General features: G+C 46.5%; 18 protein-coding genes, 15 tRNA genes and 2 rRNA genes. 32 read left to right on the top strand and 3 right to left on the bottom strand.

Annotation, left to right across the window (positions count from 1 at the left end):
- Positions 1-247: 247 nt before the first annotated feature.
- The 17 genes from ACM1ND_RS22270 (at position 248) to ACM1ND_RS22190 (ending at position 6601) form a co-directional block, all read left to right on the top strand.
- A 16S ribosomal RNA gene (locus ACM1ND_RS22270) occupies positions 248-1803 on the top strand.
- Between the two features lie 395 nt (positions 1804-2198).
- Positions 2199-5125 (top strand): 23S ribosomal RNA (locus ACM1ND_RS22265).
- The 16S and 23S rRNA genes sit together here with 15 tRNA genes alongside, the layout of an rRNA operon.
- A gap of 66 nt (positions 5126-5191) precedes the next feature.
- Positions 5192-5267: transfer RNA gene (locus tag ACM1ND_RS22260), tRNA-Asn, on the top strand.
- Positions 5268-5270: 3 nt separating this feature from the next.
- Positions 5271-5362, top strand: a tRNA-Ser gene (locus ACM1ND_RS22255).
- A gap of 17 nt (positions 5363-5379) precedes the next feature.
- A tRNA-Glu gene (locus tag ACM1ND_RS22250) sits at positions 5380-5451 on the top strand.
- A 68-nt stretch (positions 5452-5519) separates the two neighbouring features.
- Positions 5520-5595, top strand: a tRNA-Val gene (locus tag ACM1ND_RS22245).
- Positions 5596-5621: 26 nt separating this feature from the next.
- Positions 5622-5698: transfer RNA gene (locus tag ACM1ND_RS22240), tRNA-Met, on the top strand.
- A gap of 15 nt (positions 5699-5713) precedes the next feature.
- Positions 5714-5790, top strand: a tRNA-Asp gene (locus ACM1ND_RS22235).
- Between the two features lie 37 nt (positions 5791-5827).
- A tRNA-Phe gene (locus tag ACM1ND_RS22230) sits at positions 5828-5900 on the top strand.
- A gap of 22 nt (positions 5901-5922) precedes the next feature.
- Positions 5923-5998: transfer RNA gene (locus tag ACM1ND_RS22225), tRNA-Thr, on the top strand.
- 5 nt (positions 5999-6003) lie between these two features.
- Positions 6004-6089 (top strand) — tRNA-Tyr (locus tag ACM1ND_RS22220).
- A 7-nt stretch (positions 6090-6096) separates the two neighbouring features.
- Positions 6097-6170: transfer RNA gene (locus tag ACM1ND_RS22215), tRNA-Trp, on the top strand.
- Between the two features lie 17 nt (positions 6171-6187).
- Positions 6188-6260: transfer RNA gene (locus ACM1ND_RS22210), tRNA-His, on the top strand.
- 10 nt (positions 6261-6270) lie between these two features.
- Positions 6271-6345, top strand: a tRNA-Gln gene (locus ACM1ND_RS22205).
- Between the two features lie 7 nt (positions 6346-6352).
- Positions 6353-6424: transfer RNA gene (locus ACM1ND_RS22200), tRNA-Gly, on the top strand.
- Between the two features lie 12 nt (positions 6425-6436).
- Positions 6437-6511: transfer RNA gene (locus ACM1ND_RS22195), tRNA-Cys, on the top strand.
- An 11-nt stretch (positions 6512-6522) separates the two neighbouring features.
- Positions 6523-6601, top strand: a tRNA-Leu gene (locus tag ACM1ND_RS22190).
- Positions 6602-6858: 257 nt separating this feature from the next.
- On the opposite strand, the gene ACM1ND_RS22185 is transcribed toward ACM1ND_RS22190, so the two are convergent.
- Positions 6859-7356, bottom strand: a complete 498-nt coding sequence (locus tag ACM1ND_RS22185) for a tyrosine-type recombinase/integrase (protein WP_418026573.1) — start codon at positions 7354-7356, stop codon at positions 6859-6861.
- Between the two features lie 681 nt (positions 7357-8037).
- The gene (locus tag ACM1ND_RS22180; protein ID WP_023990249.1) at positions 8038-8220 is read right to left on the bottom strand and encodes a hypothetical protein; all 183 of its coding nucleotides are present in this window, start codon (positions 8218-8220) and stop codon (positions 8038-8040) included.
- A 220-nt stretch (positions 8221-8440) separates the two neighbouring features.
- Between ACM1ND_RS22180 and ACM1ND_RS22175 the strand changes: the two genes are divergently transcribed.
- The 14 genes from ACM1ND_RS22175 to ACM1ND_RS22110 all read left to right on the top strand — a co-directional run bounded on the left by ACM1ND_RS22175 (position 8441) and on the right by ACM1ND_RS22110 (position 20275).
- Entirely contained in the window at positions 8441-8962 is a 522-nt protein-coding gene (locus ACM1ND_RS22175) for a MarR family transcriptional regulator (protein WP_023990248.1), read from the top strand.
- The gene (sufC, locus tag ACM1ND_RS22170; RefSeq protein WP_023990247.1) at positions 8943-9719 is read left to right on the top strand and encodes a Fe-S cluster assembly ATPase SufC; all 777 of its coding nucleotides are present in this window, start codon (positions 8943-8945) and stop codon (positions 9717-9719) included. Before ACM1ND_RS22175 ends, sufC begins: the two co-directional genes overlap by 20 nt.
- A gap of 23 nt (positions 9720-9742) precedes the next feature.
- The gene (gene sufD, locus ACM1ND_RS22165) at positions 9743-11050 is read left to right on the top strand and encodes a Fe-S cluster assembly protein SufD (RefSeq protein ID WP_023990246.1); all 1308 of its coding nucleotides are present in this window, start codon (positions 9743-9745) and stop codon (positions 11048-11050) included.
- A gap of 43 nt (positions 11051-11093) precedes the next feature.
- The gene (sufB, locus tag ACM1ND_RS22160) at positions 11094-12491 is read left to right on the top strand and encodes a Fe-S cluster assembly protein SufB (RefSeq protein ID WP_023990245.1); all 1398 of its coding nucleotides are present in this window, start codon (positions 11094-11096) and stop codon (positions 12489-12491) included.
- Positions 12492-12804: 313 nt separating this feature from the next.
- Entirely contained in the window at positions 12805-13044 is a 240-nt protein-coding gene (locus ACM1ND_RS22155; protein WP_013373004.1) for a NifU family protein, read from the top strand.
- 385 nt (positions 13045-13429) lie between these two features.
- Positions 13430-13981 (top strand): TetR/AcrR family transcriptional regulator, encoded by a 552-nt coding sequence (locus ACM1ND_RS22150; protein WP_023990242.1) that lies wholly within the window; start codon positions 13430-13432, stop codon positions 13979-13981.
- A 150-nt stretch (positions 13982-14131) separates the two neighbouring features.
- Entirely contained in the window at positions 14132-15355 is a 1224-nt protein-coding gene (locus ACM1ND_RS22145) for an MFS transporter (protein ID WP_418026572.1), read from the top strand.
- A 130-nt stretch (positions 15356-15485) separates the two neighbouring features.
- Positions 15486-15797 carry a LiaF transmembrane domain-containing protein gene (locus ACM1ND_RS22140; RefSeq protein WP_013311898.1) on the top strand — a complete coding sequence of 104 codons (312 nt, stop codon included), beginning with the start codon at positions 15486-15488 and terminating at the stop codon, positions 15795-15797.
- 85 nt (positions 15798-15882) lie between these two features.
- Entirely contained in the window at positions 15883-16554 is a 672-nt protein-coding gene (locus ACM1ND_RS22135) for a PspA/IM30 family protein (protein WP_418026571.1), read from the top strand.
- Between the two features lie 7 nt (positions 16555-16561).
- Positions 16562-17050 carry a PspC domain-containing protein gene (locus tag ACM1ND_RS22130; RefSeq protein WP_023990239.1) on the top strand — a complete coding sequence of 163 codons (489 nt, stop codon included), beginning with the start codon at positions 16562-16564 and terminating at the stop codon, positions 17048-17050.
- Positions 17050-17754 carry a PspA/IM30 family protein gene (locus tag ACM1ND_RS22125; protein WP_023990238.1) on the top strand — a complete coding sequence of 235 codons (705 nt, stop codon included), beginning with the start codon at positions 17050-17052 and terminating at the stop codon, positions 17752-17754. The genes ACM1ND_RS22130 and ACM1ND_RS22125 overlap by 1 nt, the downstream gene beginning before the upstream one ends.
- Before the next feature lie 149 nt (positions 17755-17903).
- A complete protein-coding gene (gene liaF / locus ACM1ND_RS22120) occupies positions 17904-18551 on the top strand; it encodes a cell wall-active antibiotics response protein LiaF (RefSeq protein WP_023990237.1) in 648 nt (215 codons plus the stop codon).
- Positions 18552-18567: 16 nt separating this feature from the next.
- A complete protein-coding gene (locus tag ACM1ND_RS22115; RefSeq protein WP_418026570.1) occupies positions 18568-19647 on the top strand; it encodes a sensor histidine kinase in 1080 nt (359 codons plus the stop codon).
- Positions 19625-20275, top strand: coding sequence for a response regulator (locus tag ACM1ND_RS22110; protein ID WP_013372995.1), 651 nt, complete (start codon positions 19625-19627; stop codon positions 20273-20275). The genes ACM1ND_RS22115 and ACM1ND_RS22110 overlap by 23 nt, the downstream gene beginning before the upstream one ends.
- A gap of 75 nt (positions 20276-20350) precedes the next feature.
- On the opposite strand, the gene ACM1ND_RS22105 is transcribed toward ACM1ND_RS22110, so the two are convergent.
- Positions 20351-20815, bottom strand: a complete 465-nt coding sequence (locus ACM1ND_RS22105) for a hypothetical protein (RefSeq protein ID WP_279834590.1) — start codon at positions 20813-20815, stop codon at positions 20351-20353.
- Positions 20816-21060: 245 nt separating this feature from the next.
- Here ACM1ND_RS22105 and ACM1ND_RS22100 point away from each other — a divergent pair, with 245 nt between their 5' ends.
- The gene (locus tag ACM1ND_RS22100) at positions 21061-21825 is read left to right on the top strand and encodes a YwmB family TATA-box binding protein (protein ID WP_028541400.1); all 765 of its coding nucleotides are present in this window, start codon (positions 21061-21063) and stop codon (positions 21823-21825) included.
- The last annotated feature ends 176 nt before the right edge of the window (positions 21826-22001 follow it).

The raw sequence follows: 22001 nt of genomic DNA, 5'->3' as shown, positions 1-22001 counted from the left end.
ATCAAGCAGAAAAATGAATTTTCAAAAAAAAGCTTGACGAAAAATGAGGTTATGTGTTACATTATTTAAGTCGCCGCTGAGACGCGGTGGTGAAACAAAGTAAGACAAAATGCAGGTTTGATCTTTGAAAACTGAACAACGAGTGAGTAAAACGATTTTGTTCGTAAAATCAAACAAGAGATATTTTTATCTCGTCAGTTTCAAAATGAGCTTATCGCTCTTTCTATAAACCAACTTCGGTTGGTCTTTAATGGAGAGTTTGATCCTGGCTCAGGACGAACGCTGGCGGCGTGCCTAATACATGCAAGTCGAGCGGGGTTGTTTAGAAGCTTGCTTCTAAACAACCTAGCGGCGGACGGGTGAGTAACACGTAGGCAACCTGCCCACAAGACAGGGATAACTACCGGAAACGGTAGCTAATACCCGATACATCCTTTTCCTGCATGGGAGAAGGAGGAAAGACGGAGTAATCTGTCACTTGTGGATGGGCCTGCGGCGCATTAGCTAGTTGGTGGGGTAAAGGCCTACCAAGGCGACGATGCGTAGCCGACCTGAGAGGGTGATCGGCCACACTGGGACTGAGACACGGCCCAGACTCCTACGGGAGGCAGCAGTAGGGAATCTTCCGCAATGGGCGAAAGCCTGACGGAGCAACGCCGCGTGAGTGATGAAGGTTTTCGGATCGTAAAGCTCTGTTGCCAGGGAAGAACGTCTTGTAGAGTAACTGCTACAAGAGTGACGGTACCTGAGAAGAAAGCCCCGGCTAACTACGTGCCAGCAGCCGCGGTAATACGTAGGGGGCAAGCGTTGTCCGGAATTATTGGGCGTAAAGCGCGCGCAGGCGGCTCTTTAAGTCTGGTGTTTAATCCCGAGGCTCAACTTCGGGTCGCACTGGAAACTGGGGAGCTTGAGTGCAGAAGAGGAGAGTGGAATTCCACGTGTAGCGGTGAAATGCGTAGATATGTGGAGGAACACCAGTGGCGAAGGCGACTCTCTGGGCTGTAACTGACGCTGAGGCGCGAAAGCGTGGGGAGCAAACAGGATTAGATACCCTGGTAGTCCACGCCGTAAACGATGAATGCTAGGTGTTAGGGGTTTCGATACCCTTGGTGCCGAAGTTAACACATTAAGCATTCCGCCTGGGGAGTACGGTCGCAAGACTGAAACTCAAAGGAATTGACGGGGACCCGCACAAGCAGTGGAGTATGTGGTTTAATTCGAAGCAACGCGAAGAACCTTACCAGGTCTTGACATCCCTCTGACCGGTCTAGAGATAGGCCTTTCCTTCGGGACAGAGGAGACAGGTGGTGCATGGTTGTCGTCAGCTCGTGTCGTGAGATGTTGGGTTAAGTCCCGCAACGAGCGCAACCCTTATGCTTAGTTGCCAGCAGGTCAAGCTGGGCACTCTAAGCAGACTGCCGGTGACAAACCGGAGGAAGGTGGGGATGACGTCAAATCATCATGCCCCTTATGACCTGGGCTACACACGTACTACAATGGCCGGTACAACGGGAAGCGAAATCGCGAGGTGGAGCCAATCCTAGAAAAGCCGGTCTCAGTTCGGATTGTAGGCTGCAACTCGCCTACATGAAGTCGGAATTGCTAGTAATCGCGGATCAGCATGCCGCGGTGAATACGTTCCCGGGTCTTGTACACACCGCCCGTCACACCACGAGAGTTTACAACACCCGAAGTCGGTGGGGTAACCCGCAAGGGAGCCAGCCGCCGAAGGTGGGGTAGATGATTGGGGTGAAGTCGTAACAAGGTAGCCGTATCGGAAGGTGCGGCTGGATCACCTCCTTTCTATGGAGAATCGTTTCCTGCAACGGAAACATTCAAATAAGCAGGTACAATGTACCTGCGACCGGATATTCAATTCGGTTCATCACGTTCGTGTGAATGAAATGAATATCCTTAACTTACTCACTCGTTGCTCAGTTTTGAGAGCTCAAACTCTCAAACTTCGACGAATGTTTCATTCACACATCCGTGTGGAACCGAAATATTCATCGGGTTTCGCTTCAATGAAGCGAATTGCACCTTGAAAACTGGATACCGAAACGAAATTGCGTTTTAGAATATTCCTTTAAGCTGATCTTGTGTAAACAAGTGAAATAAAGGTAGCTGCCTTGAATTTTATTCACACATTTGTGTTGAACCGAAATTCAAAGCAAATCGTATTTACCATGTAAATACTAGGTTAAGCTACAAAGAGCACACGGAGGATGCCTAGGCGCCAGGAGCCGACGAAGGACGTGGCGAACAACGATAAGGCCTCGGGGAGCTGTAAGCAAGCTTTGATCCGGGGATGTCCGAATGGGGAAACCCGGCTGTCTTCATCGACAGTCACTTTCTGCTGAATACATAGGCAGAATAGAGGCAGACCAGGGGAACTGAAACATCTAATTACCCTGAGGAAGAGAAAACAATAGTGATTCCGTCAGTAGCGGCGAGCGAACGCGGATTAGCCCAAACCAAGGAGCTTGCTCCTTGGGGTTGTGGGACGTCTCACATGGAGTTACAAAGGAACCGGTTAGATGAAGAGGTCTGGAAAGGCCCGCCAGAGAAGGTAAAAGCCCTGTAGTTCAAAACTTGTTCTCTCCGAGACGGATCCCGAGTAGTGCGGGGCACGTGAAACCCCGTATGAATCCGGCAGGACCATCTGCCAAGGCTAAATACTCCCTGGCGACCGATAGTGAAGCAGTACCGTGAGGGAAAGGTGAAAAGCACCCCGGAAGGGGAGTGAAATAGATCCTGAAACCGTGTGCTTACAAGAAGTCAGAGCCCGATCTATGGGTGATGGCGTGCCTTTTGTAGAATGAACCGGCGAGTTACGTTCCCGTGCAAGGTTAAGGTGAAGAGCTGAAGCCGCAGCGAAAGCGAGTCTGAATAGGGCGATCTTGAGTACGTGGACGTAGACCCGAAACCGGGTGATCTACCCCTGTCCAGGGTGAAGGTGCGGTAACACGCACTGGAGGCCCGAACCCACGCATGTTGAAAAATGCGGGGATGAGGTGGGGGTAGCGGAGAAATTCCAATCGAACCCGGAGATAGCTGGTTCTCCCCGAAATAGCTTTAGGGCTAGCCTCGGAAATAGAATCGTGGAGGTAGAGCACTGATTGGGTGCGGGGCCCGCAAGGGTTACCAAGCTCAGTCAAACTCCGAATGCCATAGATTTAGTTCCGGGAGTCAGACAGTGAGTGCTAAGATCCATTGTCGAAAGGGAAACAGCCCAGACCATCAGCTAAGGTCCCCAAGTGTGTGTTAAGTGGGAAAGGATGTGGAGTTGCACAGACAACCAGGATGTTGGCTTAGAAGCAGCCACCATTGAAAGAGTGCGTAATAGCTCACTGGTCGAGTGACTCTGCGCCGAAAATGTAACGGGGCTAAACACACCACCGAAGCTATGGCTTGATGCTTGCATCAGGGGTAGGGGAGCGTTGAATGCGGGTTGAAGGTGTACCGTAAGGAGCGCTGGACTGCATTCAAGTGAGAATGCCGGTATGAGTAACGAAAAGATCTGTGAGAATCAGATCCGCCGAAAGCCTAAGGGTTCCTGAGGAAGGTTCGTCCGCTCAGGGTAAGTCGGGACCTAAGGCGAGGCCGATAGGCGTAGTCGAAGGACAACAGGTCGAAATTCCTGTACCACCGTAATCCGTTATGAGCAATGGGGTGACGCAGTAGGGTAGTGACGCGGACTGATGGATGTCCGTCTAAGCAGTGAGGCTGGTGTGTAGGCAAATCCGCACATCGTTAAGGCTGGGCTGTGATGGGGAGCGAAAATTATAGTAGCGAAGGTCATGATCTCAGACTGCCAAGAAAAGCCTCTAGCCAGGAGAAGGTGCCCGTACCGCAAACCGACACAGGTAGGCGAGAAGAGAATTCTAAGGCGCGCGGAAGAACTCTCGTTAAGGAACTCGGCAAAATGACCCCGTAACTTCGGGAGAAGGGGTGCCTCGGTAGGGTGAATAGCCCGAGGGGGCCGCAGTGAAAAGGCCCAAGCGACTGTTTAGCAAAAACACAGGTCTGTGCGAAGCCGCAAGGCGAAGTATACGGGCTGACGCCTGCCCGGTGCTGGAAGGTTAAGGGGAGTGGTAAGCCTTCGGGCGAAGCTATGAACCGAAGCCCCAGTAAACGGCGGCCGTAACTATAACGGTCCTAAGGTAGCGAAATTCCTTGTCAGGTAAATTCTGACCCGCACGAATGGCGTAACGACTTGGGCGCTGTCTCAACGAGAGATCCGGTGAAATTTTAATACCTGTGAAGATGCAGGTTACCCGCGACAAGACGGAAAGACCCCATGGAGCTTTACTGCAGCTTGATATTGAATTTGGGTACGATCTGTACAGGATAGGTGGGAGCCGTTGAATCTTGAGCGCCAGCTTGAGAGGAGGCATCCTTGGGATACCACCCTGATCGTATCTAGGTTCTAACTTGGTACCGTGATCCGGTGCGAGGACAGTGTCAGGTGGGCAGTTTGACTGGGGCGGTCGCCTCCTAAAGAGTAACGGAGGCGCCCCAAGGTTCCCTCAGAATGGTTGGAAATCATTCGAAGAGTGCAAAGGCAGAAGGGAGCTTGACTGCGAGACCTACAAGTCGAGCAGGGACGAAAGTCGGGCTTAGTGATCCGGTGGTACCGCATGGAAGGGCCATCGCTCAACGGATAAAAGCTACCCTGGGGATAACAGGCTTATCTCCCCCAAGAGTCCACATCGACGGGGAGGTTTGGCACCTCGATGTCGGCTCATCGCATCCTGGGGCTGAAGTAGGTCCCAAGGGTTGGGCTGTTCGCCCATTAAAGCGGTACGCGAGCTGGGTTCAGAACGTCGTGAGACAGTTCGGTCCCTATCTGTCGTGGGCGTAGGAAATTTGAGAGGAGCTGTCCTTAGTACGAGAGGACCGGGATGGACGTACCGCTGGTGTACCAGTTGTTCCGCCAGGAGCACCGCTGGGTAGCTATGTACGGAAGGGATAAGCGCTGAAAGCATCTAAGCGTGAAGCCCCCCTCAAGATGAGATTTCCCAATTAGTAAGACCCCTTGAAGACGACGAGGTAGATAGGTTGGGGGTGGAAGTGCAGTAATGCATGGAGCTGACCAATACTAATCGGTCGAGGGCTTATCCTAAAATAAAGCGCAAATGAGTTTCGGATCCAGTTTTCAGGGTGTAACCTTGAAACAAATGCTTAATATTCCCTGATAGCTCAGTTGGTAGAGCACTCGACTGTTAATCGAGTTGTCACAGGTTCGAGTCCTGTTCGGGGAGCCATATGGAGAGGTGTCCGAGTTGGCCGAAGGAGCACGATTGGAAATCGTGTAGGCGCCAAAAGCGTCTCGAGGGTTCGAATCCCTCTCTCTCCGCCATAATTATTTTATTGCATGGCCCGTTGGTCAAGGGGTTAAGACACCTCCCTTTCACGGAGGTAACAGGGGTTCGAATCCCCTACGGGTCATAAAAATATTATAAAAGAACTTGCAATAAAAAGTTCATTATGGTATAATATGAGAAGTGCTTAATTGTGGAGGCTTAGCTCAGCTGGGAGAGCATCTGCCTTACAAGCAGAGGGTCGGGGGTTCGAGCCCCTCAGCCTCCACCATTTGAAAATTAAATATTTATTATTGTCGCGGGGTGGAGCAGTTCGGTAGCTCGTCGGGCTCATAACCCGAAGGTCGCAGGTTCAAATCCTGCCCCCGCAACCAATTAAAATTTATTGTGGAACTGTGGTGTAGAGGCCTAACATGCCTGCCTGTCACGCAGGAGATCGCGGGTTCGAATCCCGTCAGTTCCGCCATTAGTAATACAACGTTTAATGAAGAGCCTTATAATAAGGCTCGGTAGCTCAGTCGGTAGAGCAGAGGACTGAAAATCCTCGTGTCGGCGGTTCGATTCCGTCCCGAGCCACTTTTAATTGAATATTTTATGTGCCGGTGTAGCTCAACTGGTAGAGCAACTGACTTGTAATCAGTAGGTTGGGGGTTCAAGTCCTCTCGCCGGCACCATTTTTGGAGGATTAGCGAAGTGGCCAAACGCATCAGACTGTAAATCTGCTCCCTTACGGGTTCGGTGGTTCGAATCCATCATCCTCCACCAGTTTTATAGGGGCATAGTTTAAAGGTAGAACAACGGTCTCCAAAACCGTTGGTGTGGGTTCAATTCCTGCTGCCCCTGCCAATTATTCATTACTTGCGGCGGTCGTGGCGAAGTGGTTAACGCACCGGACTGTGACTCCGGCATTCGTGGGTTCAAGCCCCATCGGCCGCCCTTTACTTATTGGGGATTAGCCAAGCGGTAAGGCAACGGACTTTGACTCCGTCATGCATAGGTTCAAATCCTATATCCCCAGCCATCTTTATGCGGACGTGGCTCAGCGGTAGAGCATCGCCTTGCCAAGGCGAGGGTCGCGGGTTCGATTCCCGTCGTCCGCTTTGTTACACTCTGGCGCCATAGCCAAGTGGTAAGGCAAAGCTCTGCAAAAGCTTTATTCCCCAGTTCAAATCTGGGTGGCGCCTCCATAATTGAATATGCCGGCGTGGCGGAATGGCAGACGCGCTCGACTCAAAATCGAGTGGGAAACCGTGGAGGTTCGAGTCCTCTCGCCGGTATTAACTAAAAGAGTTCATTAGAGATAATCTCTAGTGGGCTTTTTTTATTTGAGCTTTAGTACCCCACTCATTGCTTGAGCTGAAGACACCTTTGAGTTGTATTCGAAATGCGAATAAATATTTGCCGTTGTTGCATAATCGCTGTGGCCTAACCATTCCTGAACTTCTTTCATGCTTACCCCTAATACATCTACATAAATATACTCCAGGTATTCAAGACAATAAGAATTGTCAGAAGATAAGCGATAGGATTCCTGTTATTCCTTCATACGAATCAGAAGCTCATAGAACGTGTCCACCAGTGGCAGTATACGGCGACTGGCTTTATTCTTGGTTCGGTCATTTTCAATTTCAATATATCTACCATTCAAATTGCCCGATGTGGCGGTATGTTTAATATTAATAGTCCAATTCAATAAATCAATAGCCGACCATTTTAATCCTACGACCTCGCTTCGGCTTAGCCCATAAAAGGCAGCCAGGATAACGAAAAGCTCAATTCTTTCGCCTCGGATTACTGCGAGGAGTTGCTTCAGCTCCTCGGCATTGTAGAAGCTCACGACGTAATTGTTCTTTTTTGGGCTTTCAACTAAGTCAGGGAGATTCGCCACAATCAGCTTTATTTTCACGGCATACTGAAGGGCTCTGCAAATGTTCGCGTGGTAATGAATAACGGTATTGGCGCTGACACCTTGCACATTCATTTCATGGGTATACAAGGTCTGAAAATCCTCTGTAGTTAAATCATCAAGCAATACATCCCTTTCTCTCGGAAAAAGGATCTACGCGGCCTTTTACAGTGTCGGAATAGGAGATATAGGAGATAAGCCCGATACTGTTTTTCATCATCTCTAGCCATTGAAGCATAAAGTCTGCGAACAGCCTTTTGCTATTACCGGATGGAGTAGCCGCTTTTACTCTTACAGCATATCTTCGTTTTCAACCGCGAGTGCTTGTCCTTCCATATGATAATTCTTCCTGGCTTCCTGAAGCAAGATTTCGGCTCTTTTCTTGGTTCCTTTTATCTTAAGCCCCGTAGGGATCCATTTTGGTTATCGTTTACCATTCTCATCTTTACAGTTAGGCGGATGTCCCGTTGCGCTTTCTCCTCTTCCAACAACTCCAGAGGGTGAACCCGATCCTTTTTCAAATACCGGTTGAGCTTCGGAATGGATTTGCTACAAAAGTGGTAGCTGAATCCGCCGATGGATTGCTTTAGCGCCCAGAAGGTGCATTTGATTTTGAACCGGGCGGTATAAAGTTCGATGATCTAGGTCGCCTCCAGTGTCAGATCGGTGCTGGCTAGAATGGAGCATCGCCTGTTCGGATTCACCAGCAAAAACCACAGTTTTTGGTATACTCTTTGGCCCCATAACATATCCAGACACAGGTAACTGACGGATTATTCATTGCCATACATGCTCACGATAGCGTACTCAAACGCTGCGGTACGGCTTTAAAACAGCTCGGCCAAGCACCACCTTTGTCCTCTTTTTACGGTAGCGACCCCGGTCTGTGGCAGGTGTACCATGACGTTCATAGGCAACGGTATTGGACTTGGCTTCAGTTACCATATCCATCCGGGTGCTGCCGAATTGATCAGAGGTAGGCAAAACCATTTCCGGGACGTGCCCTAGTCAAAACACAGCATGAGGCCGATGACAATGACAATAAACCCATGAAAAGCGCCTCCAAAATTGCGTCACATTTAACACAATTGATATTGATTATCAATATCAATTGTGTTAATATAATTTTGTTTACTAGTGAACAAAAAATAATCTAATGGTGACACTGAACTTGGTCTGCAACTACTACAAGAGAGGGGAGATTGGGAAATTGGAGTTTCAAAATCATTTTAAAGGTCATCTTTACGAGCAATATATTAAAATGCTACATCTGAATGAGCTGTATACTGAACAAGAATTTAACTCGTTTCGGCAACAGGCCAGAAAGTACCAGATTGACATGCTCTCCAACAATATTACTAGTGTACACGTTATTGATTGCATTGGTGATTATGAACCGATAAATCATACCGGGATTGTGGAGAAGATGGGGTTGTCCAAAGCTAGCATTACTAAAATTAGTGCAAAGCTGCTGGAAATGGGCTTCATTATGAGAAGTCAACTGAACAGCAATCGTAAGGAGATTTACTTTAGTTTAACGGATAAGGGAAGACACGTTTATCATTTGCATAAAGAACTGCACAAAGAAAAAGAAGAAAGGTTTTACCAATTCATTGAATCCTATTCAGAGGTTGAGCTGCAGACTATTGGAAAATTTATGAGTGATTTGGTGGCGCGTGCCGAAGAATACTCCGAAGGGAAGTTTACGATAAATGACGACATTAAAGATTGAGGAATTAAGATCCAAGATTGAAGGGAAAGAAATTTTAAAAGGGCTCACACTGGAGATTCATGGCGGAGAGATTCATGCGATTATGGGGCCTAATGGGACGGGAAAAAGTACATTGGCTTCAGCTTTAATGGGCCATCCCAAATATGAGGTTACTGGCGGTAAGGTGACATTGGACAATGAAGACCTTCTGGAGATGGAGGTGGATGAGCGTGCCCAGGCAGGCTTGTTCCTCGCTATGCAATACCCAAGTGAAATTGCTGGCGTGACCAACTCGGACTTTCTCAGAAGTGCCATCAATGCACGGCGTGAAGAAGGCGATGAGATATCCTTAATCCGTTTTATCCGTGAAATGGAGAGCAAAATGAAGGGGCTGGAGATGAACCCGGAATTTGTGCATCGTTATTTGAATGAGGGATTCTCTGGCGGTGAAAAAAAGCGGAATGAGATTTTGCAAATGATGCTACTTGAACCCAAGTTTGTGATCCTGGATGAAGTGGACTCAGGGCTTGATATTGATGCACTGCGTATTGTGGCCAATGGCGTAAATGAGATGCGCAGCCCGGATAGAGGCTTTTTAATCATCACCCATTATCAACGACTGTTGAATTATATTACCCCGGATTTTGTGCATGTCATGATGCAAGGCCGGATAGTTAAATCTGGCGGTCCGGAGCTTGCCCACCGTTTGGAGGCTGAAGGGTACGATTGGGTGAAGGAGGAACTTGGGATTACGGATGAGACGGTAAGGGAAGCTTAAAAGCCGGAGAGGAGGAACAGCACGTGGATATACAAGCTAGAGTTTCAATGAATGTGGACGATTTACGCGCATGGTCAAGCGCTAAGGATGAACCTCGTTGGCTGATTGAACGCCGCGTTCACGCACTCGAACTGGCAGGGACGCTGGAGTTGCCTAAAGTGGAGAAAATCAATCTCGAAAAATGGGATATCTACGAAAGTGGAGATTACAAGGCTGAGAATGCGTGGTCTAGTTTGGAGGAAGCGCCGGAGGTTGTTCGAGGTTTGGTTGCTTCTCCGGTGAAAGGCGGACTAATCGTTCAGTTCAACTCGGATGTAGTGTATACGAAATTGTCCGAGAGCTTAGCCGCCCAGGGAGTCATTTTAACGGATCTGCATACTGCGGCAAAAGAGCATGAGGAGCTGGTTCAACGTTATCTCTTTCAGGCAGTAAAGCCAGAAGAACATCGTTTATCTGCTGCACACAGTGCCTTATGGAGTGGTGGCGTTTTTCTATATGTCCCAGACGGTGTAGAGGTTGAAGCACCTATTCAAGCGATCTTTCTTAACGATACAAGCGGTGTGTGTTTTGCTCCTCACGTCTTAATTGTGGCAGGGAGCAACAGCAAGATCACTTATGTGGATAATTGTGTATCGAGTGGTGATGATGTCAAGGTATTGCATAACGGTGTGACGGAGGTCTTCGCGGGGGCGGGCTCAAAGGTGCAAGTAGCTTCGGTTCATCAGCTTGCTGCAACTACAACAGATTTCACTCAGCGACGGGCGGTCGTTCTTGCTGATGGGGGTGTGGAATGGATTATTGGTGAGATGAACAATGGTTATACCGCCAGCGATACCAAGACTTTGCTACAAGGCAACGGGGCGGTCTCCGACAATAAGGTGATTGCTATTGGCACGGGCAATCAAAAATCGAGCTATACAACTCAAGCTCAGCATTTTGGCAGAAGCTCGGTAAGCCAGATGATTACGCGTGCAGTCATGCTTGAAGAAGCTACGGCCATTATTAACGGCATTACAAAGATTGAAAAAGGCGCAACCCATTGTGATGGTCAGCAAACAGAACGCGTGCTTATGCTAAGTCCTAAAGCTCGCGGCGATGCCAATCCGATCCTGCTGATAGATGAGGATGATGTAACCGCGGGTCATGCTGCATCCGTGGGGCAAGTAAATGCAGAGCAAATCTATTATCTGATGTCGCGCGGGATATCACGGAGTGAAGCCGAACATCTTGTTATTTTCGGATTTCTCGCTCCTGTCATTTCGGAGATCCCGCTGGAAGGTGTTCGCAGTCGCCTAAAAGATTTAGTGGAAAGCAAGCTCGGCAGATCATAGCAAATCAAAATGAATCTTGAAAGGTTAAAAAGGAGTGATACTAATGGCTAAAAAAGCACCAGATATGGGCGAATATAAATATGGGTTTCGCGACAAGCACCAGTCTATTTTTCAATCTGGAAAAGGTCTGACGGAAGAGATTGTCCGGGAAATTTCCCGGATCAAGGAAGAGCCGGAGTGGATGCTCAATTTTCGGTTGAAAGCTTTGAATCAATTCTACAAAATGCCGATGCCTGAATGGGGAGCGGATTTGACCGGGCTAAATCTTGATGACATCCAGTATTACGTTCGCCCTTCTGAAAAACAGGGAAAGACCTGGGAGGAGGTTCCTTCCGAGATCAAAGCAACCTTTGACAAGCTGGGAATCCCTGAAGCGGAGCAAAAGTTCCTGGCGGGCGTATCCGCTCAATATGAGTCGGAAGTAGTTTATCACAGCATGCGGAAAGAACTGGAGGATCAGGGCGTTATTTTCCTTGATACGGATAGTGCATTAAAGCAATACCCCGAAGTGTTTAAGCAACATTTTGGGACGATCATCCCTCCTGCCGACAATAAATTTGCGGCGCTTAATAGTGCAGTTTGGTCAGGCGGTAGCTTTGTATACATTCCGAAGGGTGTTCAGTGCGAGGTTCCTATACAAGGTTATTTCCGTATTAATTCTGAAAATATGGGTCAATTCGAGCGGACATTAATTATTGCCGAAGAGGGCAGCTTTGTCCATTATGTTGAAGGATGTACAGCACCTATTTATAGTACCAGTTCTCTGCATAGTGGAGTTATTGAAATTATTTGCCGGAAAGATTCCCGTGTCCGTTACACGACCATTCAGAATTGGGCTCCTAATATCTACAACTTGGTAACCCAAAGGGCTGTGGCAGAAGAAAATGCCACAATGGAATGGGTGGACGGCAACATCGGCTCCAAGGTAACAATGAAGTATCCGGCAGTATTATTGAAAGGACGGGGAGCCAAGGGGTCCATCCTGTCTATTGCCGTAGCCGGTAAAGATCAGCATCAAGATGCTGGCGCGAAGGTAATTCACCTTGCTCCCGAGACAACATCTACGATTATATCCAAATCCATCAGCAAGCAGGGCGGAAAAGTAAACTACCGAGGGTTGTCCAGCTTCAGCCGCGATTCCGCAGGGTCCAAGTCCAATATTAAGTGCGATACGTTGATATTGGACAACATGTCAACATCAGATACGATTCCGTACAATGAAATTAAAAACGATCAGATTACTTTGGAGCACGAGGCAACAGTATCCAAAGTGTCCGAGGAACAATTGTTTTACTTAATGAGCCGCGGGCTTACAGAACAAGATGCTACACAAATGATTGTAATGGGCTTTATTGAACCGTTTACCAAAGAATTGCCAATGGAATATGCCGTTGAAATGAATCGGTTGATTCAATTTGAGATGGAAGGAAGCATCGGTTGATTCATTAATTTAATAGATCAAACCTTTATCATTCTTTAAAGAGGTGCTAGTAATGAAGAAAAATAATTCGGACGATTCAGAACTAGCTCAAATTACCCGAGAGATACGAAAACTTCAGTTCTGCTTCAATATGCTGTCAGGATTGAGCGCAAGTTGTGGTGTGATGATACCTTTAGACTCTATTCATACGCTTATAAGGGAACTTTCGGATCAAGAGGTCACTCTTAGGCAAAAAGCAAAGGATCACTCAGACGATCTAGGGTGAAAAAAGGTCTGAATTGACGGTTGATAAAAAATGGGAGGAGTTGACATAATGGATGAAAATGGAGTTTTATTCGATGAAGTATCGGAAGTTCTTCTCAAACTACGTCCTTTCTTACTGCGTGACGGTGGAGATGCTGAACTGGTCGAAGTTGAGAACGGTATAGCAAAATTAAGATTTTTGGGAGCTTGCAATGGTTGCCCAAGTGCTACGATTACGTTAAAGGTTGCTATTGAGCGCGCAATTCTTGAGGAAATTGATGATATTAAAGAAGTTGTACAAGTATTCTAAATTCCTTGATACTGAGCAACTGAGTTAGTCCTGTCGCAGACCATAGCTACGGAAGTTGATCCCGCTGCTCAATACCAAAGTACATCGACAGATTACCTTGCGGGTCGAAATCGACGAGCAGCGCTTATTTTCCTTCATTAAACAAGGTATTATCAAGATTGTATTCGGTATCGAGTGGGAAACCGTGGAGGTTCGAGTCCTCTCGCCGGTATACACAAAAGGGTGATAAAATGCTTAAAGGCATTTTATCATCCTTTTTATTATATATTCATGATTTTGGCAACAAGGTTAACATGGATTTGACCAGCGCTTTGATCTTATCATAAGATAATGGTACTGAAAAAACTTTTCTAGTTTACTGAGCGCGAAAGAAATGAGGACGAATATGCAGGAAAGAATTTTGGAGGCTTTTGTAGAGGAAGTTCATGAAAATGGTTTGAAATTTACGATGGATGATCTTGCGAAAAGACTCGCCATTAGTAAGCGTACGTTGTATGAACATTTTTCGTCTAAGACGCTTATTTTAGAAACACTTATTGAGCGTACTAATGATGATATGATTCGTAAAACTGAGCAAATTATCGAAAATAATGAGTTATCTTTGTTAGACAAGATTAAGCAGTCGATTAGGGTCATGCCTCTGTATTATAAGTTTTACGATTTAAGAATATTGGACCAGATGAAAAAGTATTATCCTGAGCAATGGAAAAGGGTACATGCCGATTTAAATGACTGGTCTCCGATTAGAACATTAATTCAGGAAGGCATTCGAGAAGGAATAATAGTGAACAAAAATGAGGCTCTGATCATGAAGCTTATTATTGAATCTGTAAATTTAACGCTTGATCAGCGTTTCTTTCTGGATAACAGTGTGACGGTAGAGGAAGCAACTTATTCTATTGTAGATATTCTGTTGTTCGGATTGGTCGAAAAATAAAAAAATAGCCTCAACAATATGCTGCATATTTGAAGAGGCCATTTTTGTATATGAAAACTAAGAAAACAATTTTAGTTTCAATTGTTTTTGAAAAATAATAAAGTTTATCTAATATTAAATAAAGAGATACGGAAAAGGAAGGGTGGAAATATGTCTATACTCACAAGAAATCGAGGAGCAATGCTGTTATTGATGCTTAACATTTTTTTGGCATTCATGGGGATTGGCTTAGTTGTCCCTGTGTTACCTAAGTTTATAAGTGAGCTAGGGATGAATGGTTCCTCGATGGGGCTGATGGTTGCAGCTTTTGCGTTGACACAGCTTTTGTTATCACCATTGTCAGGAAAGTTGTCTGATCGTTATGGACGTAAAAAGTTGATTGTTTCTGGGATGTTCATCTTCATGTTATCAGAGCTTGTTTTTGGACTGGCAAATTCCATTCCTACCCTGTTCATAGCACGAATCATGGGTGGAGCAGGGGCAGCATTGCTTACTCCTTCTATTATGGCCTATGTCGCTGATGTGACCTCGTTTGAGGAAAGAGGCAAGGGAATGGGAATGATCAATGCAGCGATCAACACAGGCTTCATAATAGGACCAGGGATTGGCGGTTTGCTTGCCACATATGGAATACGCATTCCCTTCTTTGCGGCAGCAGGAGCTGCGGGAATAGCGGCTATCTTGTCTCTGTTAGTGCTGCCTGAGTCTTTAAGCAAGGAAAAGCAACAATTTAATAGAGAGCTTCCACGTCAAAAAGAAAATCTTTTGCAGCAATTTGCCAAGTCATATCAATCTCCATATTTCATGGGTTTACTCATTGTATTTGTCGTTGCTTTTGGGTTAGCGAACTTTGAAACAGTGTTTGGACTGTTTGTTGACCATAAATATGGTTTTACACCAATGGATATTGCCATCATTATAACGACAGGCTCCATTATGGGAGCAGTTGTCCAAGCAACTATATTTGGATGGATCATTAATCGTTTTGGAGAGAAAAAAGTAATTCACCTCTGTTTGGCTATTGGGGGCGTTTTCATTTTTCTAACCCTATTTGCTAAACAGTATGTGATGATTATGCTGACGACCTTTATCATTTTTCTGGCTATGGATATCCTTCGTCCAGCAGTAAGCACTTCTCTATCGCGGCAGGCCGGAGATGAGCAAGGCTTTGTGGCAGGAATGAACTCGTCCTATACAAGCTTGGGTAATGTGATTGGACCGTTAATTGCAGGACTGTTGTTCGATGTTCATATTAACCTGCCTTATATGGTTGCAGCTATAGCGTTACTGGCTTGTCTTGTCCTGTCACTACGCTCCAAGCAAGCGGGTGAGCAACACTCGATAGCCCGTGCAGCAGAACAGCATAGAGGGTGATAGCCGCAGGTCTATATTCATCCCCGACTTAGGTCTAGGTTCAAAAACCGTCTGGGGTCCGTTTTGTCGAACGCTAAGTCAGCGTACAATAAGAACATAAGCAAGACACAGTGAAAGGCGGTGAGAGATGATGAGAGTTAACAAAGGGAATGGGTTAGCCATTGTACTGATCGTGTTGGGTTCGATTATGCTGCTCGGTAAGTTTACTCCGTTTTTCGGTCACTTTTTAGGACATCTGATTGGTTACTTAATTCCGATAGCTATGGTCATGCTAGGCTACTACGGTGTGAAAAAAGGAAATGCGCTCTTCGGCTGGATCGTACTTGTACTCGGGGTACTGATTTTGCTTGGCAAACTGTCCTGGCTTCTGGGACCGCTACTGGCAATCGGGTTGATCATATTTGGTGTTTCCCTGCTGAGTGACCGCAGAAGACGTTACTGATTTTAGCAGTTTGACGAATGAAAAAAGATTGTAGCAACGAAGTGATAAATTATGGAAATACGAATTGTGAAAGGAGCAGACGCAAATGAGTGTTTTTCGAAGAATGCGAGATATCACGGTAGCGACCTTCAATGAGCATTTGGAACAAAGCCAAGACCCGGTGCAACTAATTGACCAGTTCTTGTATAATACCCGCCAGGAAATTGCCGAAGCGGAAAAACTCCATCAACAGTATGCGATGCACACAAGACAGATGAAGCAGCAGTTGGATCATGCATTGTCCATGCAGACCAAACGGGAGGAACAGGCGCTACTGGCTTTGAAGGCTGATGAAGAACATATCGCGAAGCTGGCCCTTCAGGAGAAAATGCTATATGCAGAAAAAGAAGAGCAGTATAGAGAACTGTGGGAGCAGAGCCGTGAATCACTACGTGAGCTAGAACAACAGCTAGATACGTTAAAGACAGAATATCAAACGGTACACAGCAAGCGTCAGTATTATGCGGCACGTGTACAGACGTTGAGACTCCAGCAGCAAATGAACGAACGGGCTGGTACATACGGTGGACGAAATGTTCCCCGAATGTTCAACCGCTTGGAAGACCGAGTAGCCGATATGGAAGCAGAAACGATGAGTCTGCGTGATTTACGTCGGGGTGAGGGCGACCATGTACAGGATGCCCAAGGCGGTGGATCGTTGCTTGAACAAGAGTGGGAGAGACTGAAAAGCAAGCTGGACAACAGCGGGAAGGAGTAAATTGATAATGACCCGAATTTACAGATCAAGCCGGGATAGAGTAATAACAGGTGTATGTGGCGGTCTTTCTGACGCAACAGGAATGGACTCAACATGGATTCGTATTCTGGTTGTGATCAGTTTCTTTATTACAGCAGGAACCACATTTATGATTTATGTGATTGCGGCACTGGTTATCTCCAAGGAGCCGAGATCTCCTTTCGATGGAGGATTTGGCCCTGACAGCGGACCCTATAATCAACAGGACCCGCGCTATTATGGCAGTAACAATACAAGATCGCAGTATGGGCAGGGAACTGGTTACAATCAGGGCGGCGCATACGGCAATTCGAACCCGTTTTTTGGTCAAGATGCCCGCAACTCATCCAAATTTAACACAGGTCAGAACAACGACTTGGATTCCATGATGGAAGATATTGAGAAAAAGGCAATGAAAAAAGAATTGGCAGAGTTACGCAAAAAAGTAGAGCAATTCGAGAAGGGAGATCGTAAATAATGGGGATCTTTAAAAGAATGAAGGATATGACAAGAGCATCGGTGAATGAAGTGTTGGATAAAGTGGAAGATCCGATTATTATGTTGAATCAATATTTGCGCGATATGGAGGCGGAAATTCACGAGGCTGAGGTAACGGTTGCCAAGCAAATGGCGAATGAACGACGTATGAAACAGCGTTTGGAGGAAGCGGTACGTGTATCCAATGAGCGTGAGAAGCAAGCCGAATCCGCATTACGAAATGGTCAGGAAGAAGTAGCACGAAAGCTGTTGGGAGAGAAGATTTATTTTGTGCAAAAGCAGGACGAATACCGCGACTTGCATACACAAGCTGAGCTTCAAGCAAAAGAATTAGTACAACAGCTTCACGACATGAAAGATGAGTTCTATAAAATGCGCAACAAGCGCAATGAGTTGGTATCCCGTGCTCAAATGGCGAAAGCTAAAAAGCAAATGTCTCAAATCAATAGTTTGCACACGATTGAAAGTGGGTCTGCTTCATTGGGCTTCCACCGTATGGAAGAAAAAATCATGCAAATGGAAGCTGAAGCTGACGTACTGCGTGCTCCTTACCGTCAAGCTCCAGGAGAAGCATATATTAATCCAGCTGAGGCTGAAAAACAGTTTAAAGTGGATGAGCAGCTTCAACAGCTTAAGTCCAAAATTCAGACAGGTGCTAAACCAGTCGATATGAAGAAGGACTGACTACTCGGAAACAAGACATTATGATATGCTGTATGGAATGGACATTGGTCGATGATCGTGCTCAATCTGTATGGTCCGGGAAAGCCATATGGCGGAATGTCGCGCCACTATGGCTTTTCCGTCCTGTATAAACATAAAGGGGGTGCAGCATGGAGAGAAAAAAATCAGCCTTGGCACTGGCAGGAATTGGCATCGGGATTATCATTTTATTCGGTCAGTGGATTGGGTTCCTCTCCGTGGTTGCACTGATCCTAATGTTGGCCGGAATATATAAGATCCGTAATTCCAAAATCAAAAAAGGTTACACGATGCTTGCGATTGGTGCTGGACTGTTAGTGCTGGATCATTTGTTCCTGTTTGTGGTAGTTACACTAGCATCATTAGCTGTATTCTATTCACGTTCAAGGAAGCTGCATAAAGGTCAAAGCTCCATATTCAAGCACAATTTTATATCCAATCATAAATGGGATGAAGTGCCTTGGAGTCTGCGCAGCACAAGCATATGGCATGTGGTTGGGGACGTGGATGCTGACCTGACGTTGGCTCTCCCAGAGGAACGTGAGTCCGTCATATTTCTACAAGGGATCTTCGGTGACATTGACATCACGTTACCGGATAATTACGGTGTAGAGGTGGAGATGCTCGTATTGTTCGGACAGATTCAGTTTGACCGGGATCATGAGGCGGGGATGCTCAATCGACTGGTTTGGAAGTCTCCCCATTTTGAGCAGAGTGAGTATAAAGTGAAGTTTGTCGTTTCGTACTTGGCGGGCGATGTCCGCGTCCGATTTTATTGAATCAGGAGGAGCCGGGATGAATCATAAAAAAACGTCCAACATGGTAACCCGCAGTATGGGTGAAGGTATCCTCCTGTGTGTTGTTGTGGGCGTAGTTGTCTTTTATATGCTGTATACATATGGATATGTGAAGTCGTTCCCAACCTGGGGCATGATATTGAAAGTTGCAGGAGCCGTTATACTGGTGTTGATTGGTACAGGGGCAATGTACGGATTTTATGAGAGCTACCGCTTTAAAAGCAGATTGGAAATGTTGAGAGAGACGTTGCTGATGTGGGAAAAGGGAACCCCTGCACGTGAGTTGCCGTCCCTAGGGCATGATGAGCTTGGCAGGCTGGGAGAGCAGCTGGAACGGATCGGGCGTAAATGGCAGGAACAAGTTACGTCTTTACAACGCTTATCCACGGATAATGCTCAGTTGGCAGAACAGGCACGGATGACTGCGATTGTGGAGGAGCGGCAGCGGCTGGCCAGAGAGTTGCATGACGCCGTATCACAGCAATTATTTGCTATTTCAATGACGGCGACGGCTGTGGGGAGGACGCTGGATAAGGATTTTGATAAAGCGCAGCGTCAAGTTGCGCTAATTGAAGAAATGTCTTCCGTGGCACAATCCGAAATGCGGGCGTTACTACTTCATCTGCGGCCTGTCTATCTGGAAGGAAAACGGCTTGAGCAGGGTTTGCGTGATTTGGTACAGGAGTTGCAGGCAAAGGTACCGATGGAGATTGATTTTGAGATTGAAAGCGGAGTACAGTTGGTTAAAGGCATTGAGAACCACTTGTTTCGTATTGTTCAGGAAGCGATGTCTAATACATTGCGTCATGCCAAAGCAACCCGCATGGAAATTCGTATCGTGCAACGCCCGGATTCCATCAGGCTGACGATTCGGGATAACGGTATTGGTTTTGAACTGGATGAGAAAAAGCAGACTTCATATGGATTATCCACAATGCAGGAGCGGGTCAGTGAAATTGGGGGAGCTATTCAATATATAACGGCACCGGGAAAAGGAACACGGATCGAGGTGTCCGTGCCAGTTATTAATGATGAAAGCGGAAGGAACGATGATCATGGAAACGGAATTACCGATTAGCGTACTGCTGGTAGACGACCATGAAATGGTACGGATTGGTCTTGCGGCGGTGCTGGGGACGGAAGAAGGTATTGAAGTGGTCGGCGAGGCTGGAAGCGGAGAAGAAGGCATACGGTTGGCTTCCGAATACAAGCCAAATGTCATTTTGATGGATCTGGTCATGGATGGCATGGATGGCATCGAAACGACACGCCAAGTAACTCGTCTGCTTCCAGAGACAAAGGTGATTGTGCTGACGAGTTATTTGGACGATGAGAAAATGTATCCGGTCATTGAGGCAGGGGCATTCAGCTATTTGCTCAAAACGTCTCGTGCTTCCGAGATAGCGGATGCGATCCGTGCAGCTGCACGCGGACAGTCCGTACTAGAGTCACAGGTGGCCTCCAAGATGATGAATCGATTTCGCCAGCCACAGGCTGAGGCACCCGCGCATACGGAACTGACTGATCGTGAGATGGAGGTGCTTCGCCTGTTGGCACAAGGGAAGTCTAATCAGGATATCGCAGATGAGCTGATTATCGGGATTAAGACGGTAAAATTCCATGTCACGAACCTTCTCGCTAAATTAGGAGTGGAAGACCGTACACAGGCGGCGATCTATGCCTATAAGAACGGATTAGCAGAGTAGAATGTAGAATAAACGAATACAAAAAACCGGAGACGACAATAGTCCTCCGGTTTTTTGTATTCCATAACAAGGTGTTTAGATCAGGAGGAATAAAAAGGCGATTAAAGCCAGATCTAGTGCAAGCCCTGCACCGTATCCATATCCGCCGTACCCACCGCGATAGCCTGGTCTGCCATTTCCATAACTACTATAACCATTTCCAGCAAATCCGCCTGCGTCATAAGGAAAGGATGGACTCAGAGGTTCGTTAGGTGGCTTAATTAAGGCATTTAGTTTGGCAGAGGTACGAGCTTTGTTTTTAGGATTCCTTTTTTTCTTTTTAGAGGAATTCTTTTTTGGGGATTGTTTTCCTTTGTTATTGTAGCTCCCGGCGTAGAGACTGCCAGGAAAGGAGGGTGGATATCCGTTCAACATCAGCTTGCCTTTGCTACACCCACTTAAGATGCCGATGTGTCGTGTACCATCACGCATAACGGCACAGACCAGACGTCCACCATGAGGTGCCACATTGGCTTCATTTACAGGATAAATCGGAAACATGATTTCACCTCTTTTGGTGTAAGATGCATTGTGATCATAGTCTATTCTTACGGTGCCTACGATGTATGGTCGAACACCCAGTAGGCAGATGAATATTTTAGAAGGGCTTTGCCGTAGCTGTGTGTATAAAACCTTTGACAAAGGGAATGCTATTGATAGATTGATAGATTTCAAACCAGCCGAAAAAGAAAGTAACCAGAGCGTAGGTGTGGGAATCGGATGGTTGTGGAGCGGGGGGAACGATAATGTTAAAAGCAGAGCTGATTAAAAAAGGGATTATTGCAATTTTGGTATTAGGAACGGTGCTGGTACTGGCTGGCTGGCGCTACGGAACCCTTCAGACAAACCGATATGATTCCCGCGAAGCAGAAACGGCTTTACGTTCATTGTTAATCATCTCGGACCAGGCCCCGGGTACGTTGGATAAGCTGGTTGTGAAGTGGCAAGGCGATTGGATTTCTAACCATGAAGAGCCGGCAGATGTGGCGGCACAGATAGCCGATCAGCTGAATATACCCACAGTAAACAAACTCGTAGAAAATGGACACACGGTTTATCGTTCTGTTCGTCATAGTGAGGATCTAAGAATCCGCTTAAATGTGATGGAACGTCAAACTGGACAATGGTATGTAGTTGTTCAACTGGAGAGTAATAATGCAGGACGTGAGCGGTTGATTCAGCTTCATAAACTTTGTGCTGAGCAATTAAAATCTATGGGGATTCAAGCGCAGTGGAACACAGCCCTTCAGCGTTCGCTGCATACAAAGGAATCCAAAGATCAACTGTTGAAACTGACAGAGGCGAGCTTAGCAGAGAACATCTCCATGCAGGCCAAAGAAAGATATACGGATGCGACTACTGTGGCTATATCCTATGAAGCTCCAGAGCTGCCGTTAATGATTCAAAGCGGTGAGCATCAGGTCCAGATGCAGATGGCTGTACATGAAGATAGGGAGCAGCAGAATACACGTATAACGCTCGGTTTCCCGCTCATCACGATTGAATACTGACTTATAAGGTAAATTTATGATTCATCGGATAGCTTATCCATGTAGGATATGATAAAATATCATCAAATCTTTAGTTCCATGTTTTTCGAAAATCAAGTATGATCTTGTATAAATATACACAATACTACATGCGGATTTCGGGGATTGTGGATTGCGGAATCTTGACATGGGAAGAA

Source organism: Paenibacillus sp. JJ1722 (genome assembly GCF_048282685.1).
Lineage (GTDB): Bacteria > Bacillota > Bacilli > Paenibacillales > Paenibacillaceae > Paenibacillus > Paenibacillus polymyxa_B.
The sequence above is the reverse complement of the archived record's forward strand: the minus strand, read 5'-3'. Positions and strand labels throughout refer to the sequence as shown.